The 17,365-nt window shown below is 26.7% G+C and carries 15 protein-coding genes and 1 other annotated feature; of the genes, 13 read left to right on the forward strand and 2 right to left on the reverse strand.

The window, feature by feature from the left end; translation table 11 throughout:
* Positions 1–520: 520 nt before the first annotated feature.
* Positions 521–2,119 carry a peptide chain release factor 3 gene (locus tag FRIFI_RS05955; RefSeq protein WP_092926110.1) on the reverse strand — a complete coding sequence of 533 codons (1,599 nt, stop codon included), beginning with the start codon at positions 2,117–2,119 and terminating at the stop codon, positions 521–523.
* A gap of 379 nt (positions 2,120–2,498) precedes the next feature.
* Between FRIFI_RS05955 and FRIFI_RS05960 the strand changes: the two genes are divergently transcribed.
* The 4 genes from FRIFI_RS05960 (at position 2,499) to rocF (ending at position 6,105) form a co-directional block, all read left to right on the forward strand.
* A complete protein-coding gene (locus tag FRIFI_RS05960; RefSeq protein ID WP_166505307.1) occupies positions 2,499–3,170 on the forward strand; it encodes a YkgJ family cysteine cluster protein in 672 nt (223 codons plus the stop codon).
* A gap of 405 nt (positions 3,171–3,575) precedes the next feature.
* Complete coding sequence (locus FRIFI_RS05965; RefSeq protein WP_092926106.1) at positions 3,576–3,839, forward strand: Mor transcription activator family protein; 264 nt, start codon at positions 3,576–3,578, stop codon at positions 3,837–3,839.
* A 153-nt stretch (positions 3,840–3,992) separates the two neighbouring features.
* Positions 3,993–4,943: an aminotransferase class IV gene (locus FRIFI_RS05970; RefSeq protein WP_166505308.1), complete on the forward strand. Its 951-nt coding sequence runs from the start codon at positions 3,993–3,995 to the stop codon at positions 4,941–4,943.
* Between the two features lie 253 nt (positions 4,944–5,196).
* On the forward strand, positions 5,197–6,105 hold the full coding sequence (rocF, locus tag FRIFI_RS05975) for an arginase (protein ID WP_166505309.1): 909 nt from the start codon (positions 5,197–5,199) through the stop codon (positions 6,103–6,105).
* A gap of 312 nt (positions 6,106–6,417) precedes the next feature.
* Here rocF and FRIFI_RS05980 read toward each other — a convergent pair whose 3' ends face one another.
* Positions 6,418–6,957 carry a tryptophan transporter gene (locus FRIFI_RS05980; protein WP_166505310.1) on the reverse strand — a complete coding sequence of 180 codons (540 nt, stop codon included), beginning with the start codon at positions 6,955–6,957 and terminating at the stop codon, positions 6,418–6,420.
* Between the two features lie 153 nt (positions 6,958–7,110).
* Positions 7,111–7,403: a binding site (T-box leader), on the reverse strand.
* A gap of 182 nt (positions 7,404–7,585) precedes the next feature.
* Here FRIFI_RS05980 and bioB point away from each other — a divergent pair.
* From bioB to FRIFI_RS06025, 9 genes are all read left to right on the forward strand, one after another.
* Positions 7,586–8,536 carry a biotin synthase BioB gene (gene bioB / locus FRIFI_RS05985; RefSeq protein WP_166505311.1) on the forward strand — a complete coding sequence of 317 codons (951 nt, stop codon included), beginning with the start codon at positions 7,586–7,588 and terminating at the stop codon, positions 8,534–8,536.
* Positions 8,523–9,254, forward strand: a complete 732-nt coding sequence (gene bioD / locus FRIFI_RS05990; RefSeq protein WP_166505312.1) for a dethiobiotin synthase — start codon at positions 8,523–8,525, stop codon at positions 9,252–9,254. Before bioB ends, bioD begins: the two co-directional genes overlap by 14 nt.
* Positions 9,255–9,303: 49 nt before the next feature.
* Positions 9,304–10,680: an adenosylmethionine--8-amino-7-oxononanoate transaminase gene (gene bioA / locus FRIFI_RS05995; RefSeq protein ID WP_330405594.1), complete on the forward strand. Its 1,377-nt coding sequence runs from the start codon at positions 9,304–9,306 to the stop codon at positions 10,678–10,680.
* A gap of 1 nt (position 10,681) precedes the next feature.
* Positions 10,682–11,221, forward strand: coding sequence for a hypothetical protein (locus FRIFI_RS06000; protein ID WP_166505313.1), 540 nt, complete (start codon positions 10,682–10,684; stop codon positions 11,219–11,221).
* Between the two features lie 140 nt (positions 11,222–11,361).
* Positions 11,362–12,153: a 6-carboxyhexanoate--CoA ligase gene (locus tag FRIFI_RS06005; RefSeq protein WP_166505314.1), complete on the forward strand. Its 792-nt coding sequence runs from the start codon at positions 11,362–11,364 to the stop codon at positions 12,151–12,153.
* Between the two features lie 16 nt (positions 12,154–12,169).
* The gene (bioF, locus tag FRIFI_RS06010; RefSeq protein ID WP_166505315.1) at positions 12,170–13,306 is read left to right on the forward strand and encodes an 8-amino-7-oxononanoate synthase; all 1,137 of its coding nucleotides are present in this window, start codon (positions 12,170–12,172) and stop codon (positions 13,304–13,306) included.
* A gap of 55 nt (positions 13,307–13,361) precedes the next feature.
* Positions 13,362–14,300 (forward strand): amidohydrolase family protein, encoded by a 939-nt coding sequence (locus FRIFI_RS06015; protein ID WP_166505316.1) that lies wholly within the window; start codon positions 13,362–13,364, stop codon positions 14,298–14,300.
* 205 nt (positions 14,301–14,505) lie between these two features.
* A complete protein-coding gene (locus FRIFI_RS06020; RefSeq protein WP_166505317.1) occupies positions 14,506–15,765 on the forward strand; it encodes an MFS transporter in 1,260 nt (419 codons plus the stop codon).
* 166 nt (positions 15,766–15,931) lie between these two features.
* Entirely contained in the window at positions 15,932–17,278 is a 1,347-nt protein-coding gene (locus FRIFI_RS06025; protein WP_166505318.1) for an alanine/glycine:cation symporter family protein, read from the forward strand.
* Positions 17,279–17,365: the final 87 nt, after the last annotated feature.

Genomic DNA, 17,365 nt, shown 5'->3' on the forward strand with positions numbered 1-17,365 from the left:
AACTAAGCCTCTAATATTAGGGGCTTTTCTAATGTCTAAAAATAATATAAAATCCTAATAGGAACAAAATGTTCCTCCAAAACAACAAGGAGAGAAACAAATGACAATTTCAAATAAACTAATAACAAACACACAAAACCAAAATCTACTAAACGAACTAAAAAATCCCTAAAAAAATGTAAATCACCTTCATAAACTTTAGCGGACTACAAACTACTACTAGACACATTAAAAGAACTAGAAGACAAAAGCGTACGTGGTAAAATAATAACATCAACATACCTAAACTTCACAGACCCAAAAGCACTAGACAAAATAAGAAGCTCCATTTATACAAGACGTAATAAAAAAATACAACAACCTTTGGCAATAAGTGAAAATGTAGATTATGAATTCCTAGAAAAGTATGAAGCTTTTAATATACAATAAATCCCCCTACGTTTAAAAATAGACGTAGGGGGATTAATATTTATTTTTAGCAACGGACGAAGTCGTTGGCGACATAAGCGAAGCGAATTTTTTATAAAGAAGTTTCTTTTAAAACTATATTTTCGTTTCTCTCAATTAGAGTTCTAATAGACCATTCATTTTGGAATAACACTACTGGATTGCTATTTTTATCCTCAACTAATAATGTATCCATTGGCATTGAAAGCTTACCATATTTGGAAAGATCATTTTCAATCCAACGTACATAGCGATAAGGTAGTGAATTCATTAGCATCTCAACACCATATTCTTGTTTTAGACGATATTCTAAAACTTCAAATTGTAAAACTCCAACTACACCTATAATAAGTTCTTCCATACCAGAATTAGGTTGTTTGAATACCTGTATAGCACCTTCTTCTGATAATTGTGTAATACCCTTTACGAACTGTTTTCTTTTAAGAGCATTTTTTGTAGATACTCTTGCAAAATATTCAGGCGCAAATTGTGGTATACCACTGTATTGTAAATTTGATTGCTTTTCACTTAATGTATCACCAATATTAAATATGCCTGGGTCATGTATACCTATAATGTCACCTGGGTAAGCAGTATCTATTATAACACGGTCTTGTGCTACAAACTGTTGAGGTTGAGAAAGTTTTATCTTTTTCTTTCTTTGTACATGATTTACTGTCATACCTTTTTCAAATTTACCAGAGCAAATTCGAAGGAATGCAATTCTATCTCTATGAGATTTATCCATATTGGCTTGAATTTTAAATATAAATCCTGAGAAGTTATCCGAACTAGGGTCAATATCACCTAAATTACTACTACGAGGAGTTGGTGGTGGTGTTATTTCTAGGAACGATTCTAAGAATGGTTCTACACCAAAGTTAGTAAGGGCACTTCCGAAGAACACAGGTGTTAATTCACCATTTAATATTTTATCTAAGTCAAAATTATCTCCAGCAATATCTAAAAGTTCAATATCTTCTAGTAATTTTGAATGAAGAGCATCACCTAATAAAGTATTAAATTTTTCATCAGATACATCTCCAGTTATAGAATTAGCAATAGATTGTCCATGGTTACCATCATCAAATAATTCAACTTGATTTTTATGGCGATTAAACACACCTTTAAATTCTTTACCAGAACCAATTGGCCAGTTTACTGGACAAGAACGAATTCCTAAAACATTTTCAATATCTTCAAGTAGCTCAAATGGATCTTTTCCTTGACGGTCCATTTTATTGATGAAAGTGAATATTGGAATTCCTCTCATTTTACAAACATGGAATAATTTCTTTGTCTGATCCTCAACACCTTTAGCAGAGTCAATAACCATTACTGCACAGTCTGCTGCCATAAGAGTTCTATAAGTGTCTTCACTGAAATCTTGATGCCCAGGAGTATCAAGAATATTTATACAAAAGTTATTATATTCAAATTGAAGAACACTTGATGCAACTGATATACCTCTTTGTTTTTCAATTTCCATCCAGTCAGATACTGCATGTTTTTGAGATCTTCTTGATTTAACTGATCCTGCTTCACGAATGGCACCACCATATAATAGAAACTTTTCAGTTAATGTAGTCTTTCCTGCATCGGGATGGGAAATGATTGCAAAGGTTCTTCTTCTTTTAACCTCATCAATCAAGCTTAAATTTTGTTGTGTCATTTTTTATCATCCTTTATTTTAATTTTATGATTATATAAATATAAAAAGTTATACTTAATAGTTTTAAAATGAACATAATTTTCTATGTACTATAAAAAACTACAGTCTTTTTGATATTATAACTTTATTTAAAAACTGTCAATATAGAAACTAACTAAATGCTACATACTGTAACACTTTCTTTGTGAAAATATTATGAAAATAGTTTTACTATTTTACTGTATAACACAAAGTCCTCTTTAAGATTAAGAGGATTTTTTTATATAAAAACTAGACTATATAATATAGGATGATGATAAGTTGTAAGAATATTTTTAGTATGGTAATATCTTATTTGAAATTTAATAAAATCTAAATAATAAATGAGGATGAGAAATATATGAAACGAATAAATATACTAGAAGAAATATCAGATGGAAAATTATATGACATTGAAGACACAGTAAAAGCAGATACATGTGGTTGCGATGGATGTAGTGATTGTTGTTGTGATGTTGGAGAACTAGTAGTGCTTACACCTTTTGATATATATGAAATGGTGAATTATTTAGGTGTAGGATTTGATGAATTACTAGGAAACCATATTAAATTACGTGAAAACAACAAAATTTTATTACCATATTTAAATATGCAAGATGATAATAAGAAAAGATGTAGCTTTTTAAATGAAGAAGGGCGATGTACTATTCATGCTAAACGACCAAATATTTGTCGTTTATTCCCTCTTGGAAGAGTGTACAAAGATGATGATTTTAAGTACTTTTTACAGGTAGGAAATTGCCCTAAAGAAAATTTAAAAGATGTTAAGGTTAAAAAGTGGGTAGGAATTGAAAACTATGATGAAAATAAGAAGTTTATTTTAGAGTGGCATAAATTTATTAAGGCATTAACTTTCCGTTTAAAGTTTGTAAGAGATGAGAGTGAAATAAAAGAAATAAATGAAATTTTACTAGATGAATTTTATCGTATTAAGATAGATGAAGGAGAGAATTTTTACTTTGTATTTACAAAAAATTTACCTAATATAAAGAATAGATTGGGGATTATTTAAAAAGAGTATAGAAAAAATAAATCAATATAAATAGCAAAGTCATTATTATATATTAATACTATAGTTAAAAAAATAAGACTAAGTATTAAATAATTAAAAATATAGTCCTATAATAAAATAAGAAATCAAGCTTTTAGCGTTAGTTAGGAGCTTGATTTTTTAAAAATACTTTTAATTATTATTATTGAAAGATAAGTTTTCATCTTTTGATTTTCCTAAAATGATTATAGAACGTATATTAATATATAGCTAGACCCAATTGAATATAATAGTGAAGCATAGCGAATATGATTAAAATAAATATTATGTTGAAATAAGCAGAATAAATAACGTTTATATAGGTATATATAGGTGGTAAAATAATTATAAGTATTACAATCTATATTTATTATATGGAGGGATATTATGCTTAAGTATTTAACTAAAGAAGATTTACCAGAGTCTTTAATTGATATTGAAGAAGTAATAGGACTTGATAATGTTAAGGAACTTATAAAATTAGCTGGTGGAAGTAGTGTTTATATACCTAGTGAAAATAGTGTATTAAAACCTATTAGAAATAAGATAATTAGAAAATCTTTTAATGGTAACTATAAAGAGCTATCTAGAAAGTTTGGTATAAGTGAAGTACAAGTTAGAAATATCATCAATTCAAATATAACATATTAAATACAAAGAGGAACGTTTCGTTCCTCTTTACTTGTAAACTTAAAATATAAAAATTTCCTGGTAGGAATATATAGATTATAATTTATATGTTTCGTATTAAAAATAAAATAATAACATATATATAATTAAATATAAAACTAGGGGGGATAATCTATGGAGTATGCTGATTTAGACTGGAAAAACCTAGGATTTAAATATAGAGAAACAGATTATAGTTATATATCTAGATATATAGCTAATGATTGGGATGAAGGTAAAGTAAAACAAAATATACTAAGTATAGATGAAAAAAAATTAGATGTAGATTATATAAAACAGTATTTCGAAGGACTAAAAGCATATAGAAGTAAAGATGGAGATATATACTTATTTAGACCTTATGAAAATATAGTGAGATTAAATAGAAATTGTGAAAAGCTATTAATCCCAAATATACCAAAAGAAAAGTTTATAAAAGCATTAAAAGATGTAGTGAGAGCTAATGAAAGATTTGTACCACCATATGATAGCAAAGCTAGCTTATATATAAGACCATTTATAAGTGAAGTATCAAACCAATCGAACCTTAAAATACCAAAAGAATACATATTTTCTATATATGTAACGCCAGTAGGGCCTACACCTATGAATCTTTCAAATATTATAATAACCAAAGATAGGAAAAGAATAGATGAAGTTAGTAATAGTACTAAAAGTTTAAAAGATAAAGAACTTATATATATAAATAAAAATAACAAACTTGAAGATATAAATAATACAAATCTTTTTGTTATAACTAAAAATGATGTGTTTGTAAGTTTAAAATCTTCATCAGGACTACCTAGTATAACTAAAAATTCCCTTATGTATATTGCTAAAAATTATTTAAATATGAAGGTAGAAGAAAGAGATATATATTTAGATGAAATAGATAACTTTTGTGAAATTGGAACTTGTTCTACTAAATATATGATAAAGCCTATAAAAAGTATTATATATGAAGATAAAGAGTATATAGTGCAAAAGAATAAGATTGGACCTATTACTAATGAACTTTATGATATATTAAGAGGAATACAATATAAAGATATACAAGGACCAAAAGATTGGGTCATTAAAGTTTAATCAGAATACTATCAAACTTTGATGTAGCTTATAAATATGTTATATAAAAATAGGGAGCTAAAAACTAGCTCTCTATTTTTATATAACATGGATGGATTTAGATTATTATTAAAAGATAAGAAGATAAAAGGACAAGCTAAATAGTAATTAATAAAAATAGCTTAAGAATAACTTAAAAAATGCATCATAAAATAATTACTAGTAAAGGTAGATTTTTAACTATAATAAGTAATTTCTACAAGGGGGATTTTTTATGAATGTAAATTTAATAGGTGTACCTACAAATCATGGATGTGACAGAAATGGAGCTCAATACGGGCCTAAAAAGCTTAGAGAAGCTAATATAGTAAACATAATGAAAAAAAGCGAACTAAGTATATATGATATGGGAGATATCTATGTAGAAGATATTAGAGAGAAAGATAAGTTTTTAAGCGATAAAAATATAAAGTACTATAATAGCATATATAATGTTAATTTAAATTTAGCACACATGGTATATACATCTCTAAATAATAAAGATTTTCCAATTATAATAGGTGGAGACCATAGTATAGCATTAGGAAGTATATCAGGTGCAAGTTCATACTTTAAAAATTTAGGGGTAGTTTGGATAGATGCACATGGAGACTTTAACACAGAAGTAATATCAGAAAGTAAAAATTCTCATGGTATGCCTTTAGCTTTCTTATGTGGTTATGGAGATGAAAGATTAGTAAACTTATATAGGCATAAAACTAAACTACATGAAGAGAATGTATTTCATATAGGTGGAAGAGATATAGATATAGAGGAGAGAAAATTGTTAGACAATACTAAAGTTAGTATGTATGACAAAACTAAAATTAATAAATTAGGAATTGAAAAGATAATACATGAAATAATTGAAAAATGTAAAAAACAAAATGTAGATGCAATCCATATAAGTTTAGATATAGATTTTATGGATAAAGATATAGTTAAAGGAACAGGAACAAGAGTTAGTGATGGATATAGCATAGAGGATACAAAACTTATATTAAAAGAACTTATAAATAGTGGACTTGTTAAATCTATGGATTTTGTAGAATTTAACCCAATTTTAGATGAAAACGATGAAACTCTTAATATATGTACGAACTTATTAGAATATACATCTAACTTAATTAAAAAGTTAAAATAAATAAAATAATTACAGATATATAAGTTATAAATAAGAACGATTTGTAGATAGATGCAATAGTATAGTAAGGGGTGAAGATATGACAAAAGCATATTATTGTCCTTACTGTAAAAACAGACTACAAGTAAAAACTTGTTGAGGTGGAGCCGAATATAGTTGCAGGTTCTGCAATAAGATAATTGCAAATGCTTATGTTTTGACAGAGGAAAAGTTAAGAGAAGAATTAGATAAAAAAGATAAATAAGTGTATAAATAATAAATAAAGCTACCTAATATTAGCTAAATTATAGGTAGCTTTATTTATTGTTTATTTTAAGCTCTAAAACTTCTTTTTAAAGATAAATTGACAATATTATATAAAAATATACCAACAAATAAGTTTATAATACAAGTAGGTAGTACTATTGTTAAAAATAAAGGTAAAAATGGAGCAGGAAGTCCTACGATAGCTTTAGCAGAGATTAAAAATATTGTACCACTAACTAAAGTACCAAAAGGTAGTATAATCATAGCTAATACACTTTCTTTTTTACTTTTAAGAAATTTATCTAAAAGCTTTATTTTATAAAACATAAACATTAGTAAATATATATAATTAGCAGTTATAACTTTATCTAATAAATTTGGTATTTGGCCACCTGGAAACTTTGTAGTTAAAGCTGTAAATATTCCAGTGACAATTGCAGATATTACACAAGTTTTATAATCATCTTTATTAAGCATCATTACTATAAATAACATAGCAAGTGCAAAATCAGGTTGCATAGGTAAACCTAAAGCAGGGGTGATTTGATGAAGTATTAAACCTATAGCTAAAAGTATTGAATTTGTTGTTATTTTTTTTGTTTTCATAAACGAAAAACCTCCTAAATTTTGATATTTTAATAAAATCTAACCAATGAGCACTATTATCACAATCAATCTTTCATACCATAGAAATCACCTCCTTAAATGTATTTGTATATAAAATTTTATTTTATAAAATAAAAAAACTCCGTCCTAAATAAATAGGACGAAGTTTTCTCCGCGATGCCACCTAAATTGCAATTTATATACAGTGTGATATCAAATATAAATATATTTAACATAACACTAAATATAAAAATGCCTCTTAAATCAAGTACTAACATACTCTACCTTCTATAACGTGAAGGACACGGTAAATAGTACTCTCTAAATAGATTTCCCTTTACTCCTCAAAGGCCCATTCATTAAGTTTTTTCATGCTAAGATTCCACCATCCTTAGCTCTCTATAACGAACCTAAACTTAATTACTACCCCTTATCAATGGATTAATATTTATTTATATTATGATATTAATAAATTTCAAATTTGTCAATATGAAGAAATAATTATATAAAAAAAATAAGTTATATAAGAAATATATTTAATGTAAACCTAAAATAAAAAATAGGTTGACGTAAATAAAAAAGTAAACTACTATATAATTAGTACCAGGTAATAAAAGGAGAATACAAAATGTTATATGAAATGACAAATAAAATAAAAAATGGACATTTAATAAATAGAAAAGAAGCAATAAAACTATTAGACTATGACTTTGAAAGTTTAGGAAAGTTTGCAAATGAAATAAGAGAATATTTTTTACAAAATGAATTTGATATTTGCTCAATAGTTAATGGTAAAAGTGGAAAATGTAGTGAAGACTGTAAGTTCTGTGCACAGTCATCTTATCATACTACAGATATAGAAGTTTACCCATTAAAAGATACAGAATACTTTGTAGAAGATGCAAAATATCATAAAGATAAAGGGATAAAAAGATATTCAATAGTAACATCAGGAAAAAAATTAAGCAATATAGAAATAGATAAAATAGTAAACTCTTATAAGGCTATAAACAAATATGTAGACATAAAAACATGCGCGTCACATGGTTTGCTTAGTGAAGAAGATCTAAGAAAACTTAAAGAAGCTGGTGTCAAAAGATATCATAATAATTTAGAAACATCAAGAAATTACTTTGACAATATATGCACAACACACACTTATGATGAAAAAATAAAAACTATAAAAGACGCACAAAGTGTAGGACTAGAAGTTTGTAGTGGAGGTATATTTGGTCTTGGAGAAAGTGAAATAGATAGAATTGATATGGCTTTTGAGATTAGAGATTTAGGGATAAAGTCAATACCACTTAATGTACTAGATTATATAAAAGGAACAAAAATAGAGAGTAAATCTATTAAGGAAGAAGATTTTTTAAAGATGGTAGCTATATATAGATTTATAAACCCAAGTGCTCAAATAAGATTAGCAGGTGGTAGAAATTTACTAACAAACTATGGAGAATTAGCTTTTAAATGTGGTGCTAATGCTACTATAAGTGGTGATTTATTGACAACTTGCGGAAATAGCATAGCTGATGATATAAAAATGATAGAAAAATTAGGATTTGAAATTAGATAATTTAAAAGGTTGGATGATAAATATGGGAAAAGGCATATTTGTAATAGGAACTAACACAGACATAGGAAAGACTTTTGTAAGTGGAGCTATAACTTATAAATTAAAAAAACATAATAAAAATGTAATACCATATAAGCCAGTACAAAGTGGAGGTATAGAAGAAAATATAAAAATAATACCGCCAGATATTAAATATATAAGAGATATTTGTGACTTAGATATAGATTATAAAACTATGAATACTTACTGCCTAAAAACAGAAGTGTCACCTCATTTAGCGTGTAATATAGAAAATGTATATATAAATAAAGAAAATATAATAAATCATTATAACAAACTTTTAAAAACATATGATTATGTTGTAGTTGAAGGTGCTGGAGGTATAGTTGTTCCAATAACTAATGATTATTTTTTATATGACCTTATAAAAGACTTAAATATGGATGTAGTAATAGTAGCAAGTGCATCTGTTGGAACTATAAACCATAGTGTATTAACCTATGAGTTTTTAAAGTCTAAGAATATAAAATGTAGAGGAATATTTATAAATAATTACAATAATCAGTTTTATGAAGATGACAATATAAAAATGATAGAAAAAATAACCAACCTTAAGGTACTAGGTGTTTTAAATAAAATTAAAGAGTTTAATAAAGAAAGTATATGTAAAGAATACGACAAACTTGATTTAGAAAATATACTTTCATTGTTTGAGTAAAAATTGTATTAAACATAGATGATTTTTATAAAAGTAAGGGAGAAAAAGTATGAGTATGAAAAAACTTCAAGAAAAAGATTTAAAATATATATGGCATCCTTGCTCTCAGATGAAGGACTATGAAACTTTTAAACCTATAGTAATAGAAAAAGGTAAAGGTGTATTTTTAGAAGATGTCAATGGAAAAAAATATTTAGATGCAGTTTCATCTTGGTGGGTAAATTTATTTGGTCACTCAAACGAAAGAATAAATAAGGCCTTATACAATCAAGCAAATACTTTAGAACATACTATATTTGCAAACTTTAGCCATAAACCAGCCATAAATCTATGTGAAAAAATTATAAATATAACTCCAGATAGATTAGATAAAGTATTTTTTGGAGATAATGGATCTTCAGCTATAGAGATAGCTTTAAAACTAAGCTTTCAATATCATCAACAGATAGGAAAGTGCAAAAAAACAAAGTTTGTAAAAATTAGTGATGCTTACCATGGAGAAACAACAGGAGCTTTAGCAGTTTCTGATATGGATTTATACAGTAAAATATATAAACCAATGTTACTTGATACTGTAAAAGTAGAAGGACCAGATTGCTTTAGATGTAAGTTTGATAAAAATAGAGACACCTGTAATGCAGAGTGTTTTATAAATATGGAAAACACTATAAAAGAAATTCATGAAGAAGTAAGTGCAATAATAGTAGAACCTATAGTTCAATGTGCGGCAGGAATGAAGATATATTCACCTAAGTATTTAGTTCATCTAAGAAAATTATGCGATAAGTATGATATAAATCTAATAGCTGATGAAATAGCAGTAGGTTTTGGGCGTACTGGTAAAATGTTTGCTTGTGAGCATAGTGATATTTCACCAGATATAATGTGTTTATCAAAAGGACTTACAGCAGGTTATATGCCACTATCATTAGTTTTAATGAGTAACAAAATATATAATGCTTTTTATGATGAATATAATACAATGAAGGCATTTTTACACAGTCATAGTTATTCAGGAAATGCACTAGGATGTAGTGTAGCAGTTGAGACTTTAAAAATATTTGAAGAAGAGAATGTATTAGATAAAAATAAAGATAAAAGTGATTATTTAAGAAAAAAGGTGGAAAGTGTATTAAAAGACATACCATATGTTGGTGAGTACAGACAAATAGGTATGATAGGTGCTATAGAATTAGTTAAAAATAAAGATACTAAAGAACCATTTGAAAGTGAAAAAAGAGTAGGGTACAACATATATCAAAATGCCTTAGAAAAGGGAGTTTTACTTAGAGCTTTAGGAAATATAATATACTTTATGCCACCATATATTATAAGCAAAGAAGAAATAGACTTTATGGTAGAAGTAGCTAGAGATAGTATAATAAAATACTTTAAGGAAAATCCAGTTATTGATAAGGAGATATAATATGAACAATAAAACTAGAGAAATAACACTAGTAGCATTATTATCAGTAATAATAGCAATATCAGGAACATTTAAATTACCAGGAATTATACCAGGAACAGAATTTCAAATGTCAGCGCCAATTGCTATAGGTATATGTTCTACTTTTGGATTTAAAAGATATATAAGTGCAGGAATAATAGCTAGTATGATAAACCTTATTATGGGAACTCATACAATTTTAAATGTAATAGTAGCTATGATATTTAGAGTAGTAGCAGGTTCACTAATAGGTATTTTAGGTAGCAATATAATAGTAGTATCAACAGCTGGTATAGTAGGTACAGCAGTAGGTAGAGTAGTAATGGCAAGTATTACAGGTACACCATTTAAAGCATTAATTTTATCAGCACTACCCGGGATGATTTACACATTATTGTCTTCATATTTTATATATAAGACAATAGAAAAAATAGTAAAAGTAACACCTTATAAGTCATTTATAAAAAAGTATGATAAAAAAGAAAATGCAGTAGTAAATATTAAAGAAGAATTAGTATAAACCTATAAAAATAAATTAGAGATTAGTAAATCATAAATTAAAATAGTTTTAAAATATAAAATGCTATATTCAGAAGTAATATTTTATCTGAATATAGCATTTTAATTATAACTCTAAAATCATATAAAGGATGATAACAAATGAATTTATATAGTATAAAGATGAGAGGGTCAAAAGAGCATAATCATATATCTGGAGCTGAAAGTATAGTAAGTGAAAAAGATTTACAAAATGCAGTTAGTGTTTTAATAAAAAGAGCATTAACTCATTCAAAAGGAAAAAGTGATTTTATTAATATAAAAATAGAAGAGGTTAAAAAAGAAGAATTAAAATATATAGATCCACTTTATGTTACAACCTTAAATACCAAAAATAAAAAAGAAAGCTATGAGTTTCTATATAATAATTTATTGAAATTAAATATAAATAGTAAAAACGCTATATATATTATAGATTTATTTAAAAGTATAAAAAATATGAGAGGTGCAGTACTTCTTGATGTTAATAATCTTAAAAGACTAGAAAAAGATAAGTTAAGAGGAATAAGAGCCACTTATATGGATTTTGAAGATTCAAAAGTAGATATGTTAGATAAACAATATGAATGTACTGATAACTTAAATAAAAATGAAAAACTACTTCAAAATACACATTTTATAGAAGCATTATGCCTATCATCTAAGGTATGTAATGCTCCTAATATAATAGGTGAAATGTGTTGTTCTGATGATAAAAATTATACAACAGGATATATAGCAAGTAAAAAATTTGGATATATAAGAGTTAAACATATGAAAGATATAGGTGAGGATAGAGGGGGAAGAATATTTTTATATGACCCTACTATAGATTCTAAATATACACTTGAAGATACTATAAAATATCTAGAAAATACCAAAGTGATAGTTAAAGACAAAGTCATATTTAAATAATAAATAAGGAGATATAATGGATAAAATAAAAGCAAAACTACAACAAATAAAAGAGAATAATCTTTATAGACAGATAAAATATTTAAATAAACCACAAGATAAATATACAACTATAAATAACAAAAAAGTACTTTTAATGTCTTCTAATAATTATCTTGGGATTTGCAATAATGAAGAGGTTAAAAAAAGCGCAATAGAATCTATTAACAAATATGGATTAGGTTCTGGAGGTTCAAGATTAACTACAGGTAGCTATGATTTACACAAAAAATTAGAAGAAAAAATAGCAAAGTTTAAAGGGTATGAAGATGCAATAATATTTAATACTGGGTATATGGCAAATATAGGAGTAATCTCAGCTATATGTGATGAAGATTATTATATATTTAGTGATGAATTAAACCATGCATCTATAATAGATGGGTGTAGATTATCAAAAGGAAAAACTATAGTATATAAACATAATGATATTAAAGATTTAACTAACAAGATAAATGAAATAAATCCAAAGCATGGGATAATAGTTACTGATAGTGTATTTAGTATGGATGGAGATATATGTAAACTAGATGAAATAGTTAAGATAGCTAAAAAACATAACCTTATATCTATAGTAGATGATGCACATGCTACAGGAGTAATAGGAAAAACTGGAAGAGGAAGTAGTGAGTATTTTAATATAAAACCAGATATAACAATAGGAACACTTTCTAAGGCAATAGGAAGTGAAGGAGGATTTGTATGTGCTAATAGTGATATTATTGATTATTTAATAAATAAATCAAGAAGCTTCATATTCTCAACAGCACTTTCTCCAGCAGTTATAGGAGCATCAATTAAAAGTTTTGAAATTATTGAAAATAATCCATACTTAGTTAAAAAACTAAAAGAAAATGTAGAATATCTATGTAAAGGTCTTAAGAATATTGGATTTGATATTAATAGAGAAACACCAATTATACCTATATTAATAGGAGATGAAAAAAAGGCAATTAAAATAAGTGAAAGTTTACTAGAAGAAGGTATACATATACCAGCAATAAGATATCCAACAGTAAAAAAAGGAGAAGCTATACTTAGAGTTACACTAATGGCAACTCATGATTTTTGTGATATAGATTTAGTAATAAATTCTATTAAAAAATTAATATAGTAAGAAAAATAACTATGATATGTTATAATGGATTAAAACGCCTAAGGAGGAAAATATGACAAATAGCCAAAACTTTAAGAGATATCTAAAAGAAAATGACTTAAAAGGATTAAAAACTATAAAAAAAGCAGAACTTCACAATCATTGTGGCTTAGGTATGAAATTTGATAATATACATAGTTATACAAAAGGTAAAATAAAAAGACCTTCTAAAGATATGAAGGGAATAAAAGGATTAGATGATTTTATATTTAATGAATATATGAATCATATAAAAACTAAAGAAGATTTTCTATGGACAATAGAAGCAACTATTAAAGATGCTATAGATGATAATATAGTAATACTTGAAGCTAGTGTAGACTGTCATGATATATTAAGATTTGAAAATGATAAAGATTTTTTTGATTGTATAGGAAGCTTAGTTGATAAGTACAAGGATAAAATAGATTTTAGACCAGAAATAGGTATAGCTAAAAGTATAAGTGATGAAAATCTTGAAAAACTAATACCTAAAATTATAGATAGTAAAGTGTTTAAGTCTATAGATTTATATGGAGATGAAGAAATAGTTGGATTTGATAGATATAAAATATACTATGATTATGCTAAAAAAAATGGACTAAAATTAAAAGTACATGCAGGAGAGTTTTTAGGTGCAGAAAATGTTAAAGAAGCTATAGAAATACTTAATATAGATGAACTTCAACATGGATTTAGAGCAGTTGAAAGTGATTATGTATTGGACATGATAAAAGAAAGAAATATAAGATTAAATATATGCCCTACTAGTAATATATATCTAGGGGCAGTAGATGATATAAAAAATCATCCAGTTAGAAAAATATATGATAAAAATATAAATATAAGTATAAACACTGATGATTTAATAGTATTTGATTCCACTGTAAGTGAAGAGTATTTAGTGCTTTATAATAATCATATATTTAATGAAGATGAACTTGATAAAATAAGAATAAATTCTTTAAGATAAATGCCATTTATATGGCATTTTTTTTATAAATATTTAGAGTACATTTATTATAAAGGTAGTTTTAATAAAAAAGCATAATTAAAATTACATTTTAGCAAAATAAAAAGTCTTTTATAAAAATTATAGTTTATTAACAAGTAAAATATTTGTATACTGAAATAGTAAGGTAAAATAATTAGAAATAGTAAAAGGATAGGGGAGTAAGATGAAAAACTATAATAAAACTAAATGGGGTATATGGTCTGTACTTACATTTTCTTTTGTAATAGCTTATTTTCTAAGGTTATCTACGGCAGTTATATCTGATAATTTATCCTTAGAATTAGGATTTAGTAATATAGAAATATCTAATATTGCATCATTTACTTTATATGCATATGCACTTATGCAAATACCAGGGGGAATACTTCTTGATAGATATGGACCTAGAAAAGTATGTAGTATAGGTATGCTTATAGGTGGAATTGGTTCTATATTGTTTGGATTTATAGAAGGGATAAAAGTAGCCTATCTATCTAGAGTAATGATAGGTGCGGGAGTATCTGTAACTTTACTTTCTGTGTTAAAGTTTCAAGGAAGTTGGTTTAAAAAAGAAGAGTTTACATCAGCTACAGCTAAGTTTTCTTTTATAGGGTGCTTAGGTGGTGTATTTGCAACATTTCCATTAGTATTTCTAAATGATATTATAGGTTGGAGAAATTCTTTTATATTAATAGGTATTATAGGAGTTTTATGTGGGATAGTAATATATTTAGTAGTTAGAGATACCCCAAAAGAATATGGATTTAAAGTTGATATAGAAGTTATAGAAGAAGAAAAATTAAATTTACTTAAAGGATTAAAGTCTGTATTTAGAAATAAAGCGACTTGGTATAATTCTTTAATTATGTTTTCTATGGTTGGTATAACTACCGCATTTAGTAGTTTGTGGATAGTATCGTATATTACAGATGTTTATGAAGTTAAAAAGAGTGTAGCAGCTTTTATTGCATCATTTTTGACTTATGGTCTTGTATTTGGTGCTTTATTTATGGATTATGTATTTGCTAGAATAAAAACTAATAAATTTAATGTTATAAAATTTGGCAACATAATAAATATATTCATATGGTCTTATATAATACTTATAAGTAATGTCAAGCCACCTATTTTCACTCTTCCGATATTATTTTTTATAGTCGGAACTATAAATATGAGTCATATACAAGCATTTAATGATGTTCAATATAAAAATGAAGAAAAATACTCAGGATTATCTACTAGCGTTGTAAATACTTGTGAATTTATAGGTAGCGGTATAATAAATTTATTTATAGCTTTTACTATAGATATGAATGCTAGTAATGTAGTACTTGGGTATAAAATAGGATTTGTGATATTTATAGCTATGAATATCATAGCTTTAATATCTGCTAACATGGGTATTAGAGAAGACAAAAAGGATTTAGCTATAAAGGTAAATTAATATTTAATTAAACAAAAACACTAATGTATAGGTAATTATAAATTCTTATACATTGGTGTTTTTTATTATATTAAAAATAATAACTTTATACATTTATTAGATAGTATAGGAATATTGTTTAATAAATAGAAACTTCTCTATTTAATAAAATTATGGAGTTGGTATAATGTTTGAATTATTTGAAAGTTTTACTAATTGGCTATGGACATATCCTGTTTTAGTTATATTAGTAGGTGGTGGTATAGTAATGACTTTCACGCTTAAGTTTTTTCAATTTACTAAGTTACCATTTATACTAAAACAGACTTTCGGGAAGATGTTCGCTAAAACTGATGGTGATGGGACTATAAGTCCATTTCAAGCAGCGACTTCAGCGCTTGCATCTACTATAGGAGCATCAAACATAATAGGAGTTCCACTTGCGGTAGCTACTGGAGGCCCTGGAGCTATTTTTTGGATGTGGCTTATAGCATTATTTGGATGCGCCCTTAAGTACTCAGAAATAATACTTGGTATAAAGTATAGGGTGAAAAATGAAGAAGGAGAGTATGTAGGTGGACCAATGTATTATATAAGAGATGGATTAAAATTGCCTTGGCTTGGTAGTTTATTTGCATTTTTCTTAATGATAGAAATAGCTCCTTCAATAGCAACGCAATCAGCATCTTTTGTTCAAAGTGCAGAAACTATAAATATAGCACCTATTGTATCTGGAATATTATTAGTTGCATTTGTAGGTTTTGTAGTATATGGTGGTATAAAAAGAATAGGAAAGATAACAGAAAAGTTAGTTCCTATAATGGCATGTCTATACATAGTTATGGCTTTAATAGTTATTGGTCTTAATTTTACTGAAATACCTAGAGCATTTATGCTAATAATAGAGAGTGCTTTTACACCTGTAGCAGCCTTTGGTGGATTCGCGGGTTCAGCAGTAGCATCTACCATAAAAGCAGGAGCAGCAAGAGGAGCTTATTCAAATGAAGCTGGTATGGGTACATCTACTATAGCACATAGTGCAGCAATAACTGACCATCCTGCAAGACAAGGTTTATGGGGAGTATTTGAAATAATAGTAGCTACATTAATAATATGTACTATGTCAGGATTTTTAGTATTAACAACAGATATATGGACGCAAGTTGGTGCTAGTAAGGCAGCAGCTATGCCAGCTATGGCAATGCAAACTGTATTTGGAAGTAGTTTTGGTGGAGGAATGTTAACTATTTGTATGCTTTTATTTGTATTCTCAACTATGATAGTAATAATATTTTACGGAGAAAAACAAGCTGAATATTTATTTGGAAGTAAGTTTGCTAAGGTTATGAGAATAGTTTACTTGGCATTTATAATGGTAGGTGCTTTAGTAGATTTAAGAAGTGTAATTGTATTATTAGATTTTACTTTAGCTGGAGTAATAGTTACTAATATGATAGGAGTTTTACTACTTAGAAAAGAAGTTAAAAAAGAGTCTGATAGCTTTTTTAACAATAAAGAGTTAATGAATAAATAGTTATTATAAATAAGTTTAGATTAAATGTTATTAACTGATTTATTTTTAAATGCATTACTATAATTTTTATATATAAAATTAGGGGGA

Source organism: Romboutsia hominis (assembly GCF_900002575.1).
Taxonomy (GTDB): Bacteria; Bacillota; Clostridia; order Peptostreptococcales; family Peptostreptococcaceae; genus Romboutsia_C; species Romboutsia_C hominis.

Bases quoted from the DNA above. Each gene is read 5' to 3' on its own strand.
- FRIFI_RS05955 (WP_092926110.1), bottom strand. From the start codon at position 2,119: ATGACACAACAAAATTTAAGCTTGATTGATGAGGTTAAAAGAAGAAGA.
- FRIFI_RS05960 (WP_166505307.1), top strand. From the start codon at position 2,499: ATGAAACGAATAAATATACTAGAAGAAATATCAGATGGAAAATTATAT.
- FRIFI_RS05965 (WP_092926106.1), top strand. From the start codon at position 3,576: ATGCTTAAGTATTTAACTAAAGAAGATTTACCAGAGTCTTTAATTGAT.
- FRIFI_RS05970 (WP_166505308.1), top strand. From the start codon at position 3,993: ATGGAGTATGCTGATTTAGACTGGAAAAACCTAGGATTTAAATATAGA.
- rocF (WP_166505309.1), top strand. From the start codon at position 5,197: ATGAATGTAAATTTAATAGGTGTACCTACAAATCATGGATGTGACAGA.
- FRIFI_RS05980 (WP_166505310.1), bottom strand. From the start codon at position 6,957: ATGAAAACAAAAAAAATAACAACAAATTCAATACTTTTAGCTATAGGT.
- bioB (WP_166505311.1), top strand. From the start codon at position 7,586: ATGTTATATGAAATGACAAATAAAATAAAAAATGGACATTTAATAAAT.
- bioA (WP_330405594.1), top strand. From the start codon at position 9,304: ATGAGTATGAAAAAACTTCAAGAAAAAGATTTAAAATATATATGGCAT.
- FRIFI_RS06000 (WP_166505313.1), top strand. From the start codon at position 10,682: ATGAACAATAAAACTAGAGAAATAACACTAGTAGCATTATTATCAGTA.
- FRIFI_RS06005 (WP_166505314.1), top strand. From the start codon at position 11,362: ATGAATTTATATAGTATAAAGATGAGAGGGTCAAAAGAGCATAATCAT.
- bioF (WP_166505315.1), top strand. From the start codon at position 12,170: ATGGATAAAATAAAAGCAAAACTACAACAAATAAAAGAGAATAATCTT.
- FRIFI_RS06015 (WP_166505316.1), top strand. From the start codon at position 13,362: ATGACAAATAGCCAAAACTTTAAGAGATATCTAAAAGAAAATGACTTA.
- FRIFI_RS06020 (WP_166505317.1), top strand. From the start codon at position 14,506: ATGAAAAACTATAATAAAACTAAATGGGGTATATGGTCTGTACTTACA.
- FRIFI_RS06025 (WP_166505318.1), top strand. From the start codon at position 15,932: ATGTTTGAATTATTTGAAAGTTTTACTAATTGGCTATGGACATATCCT.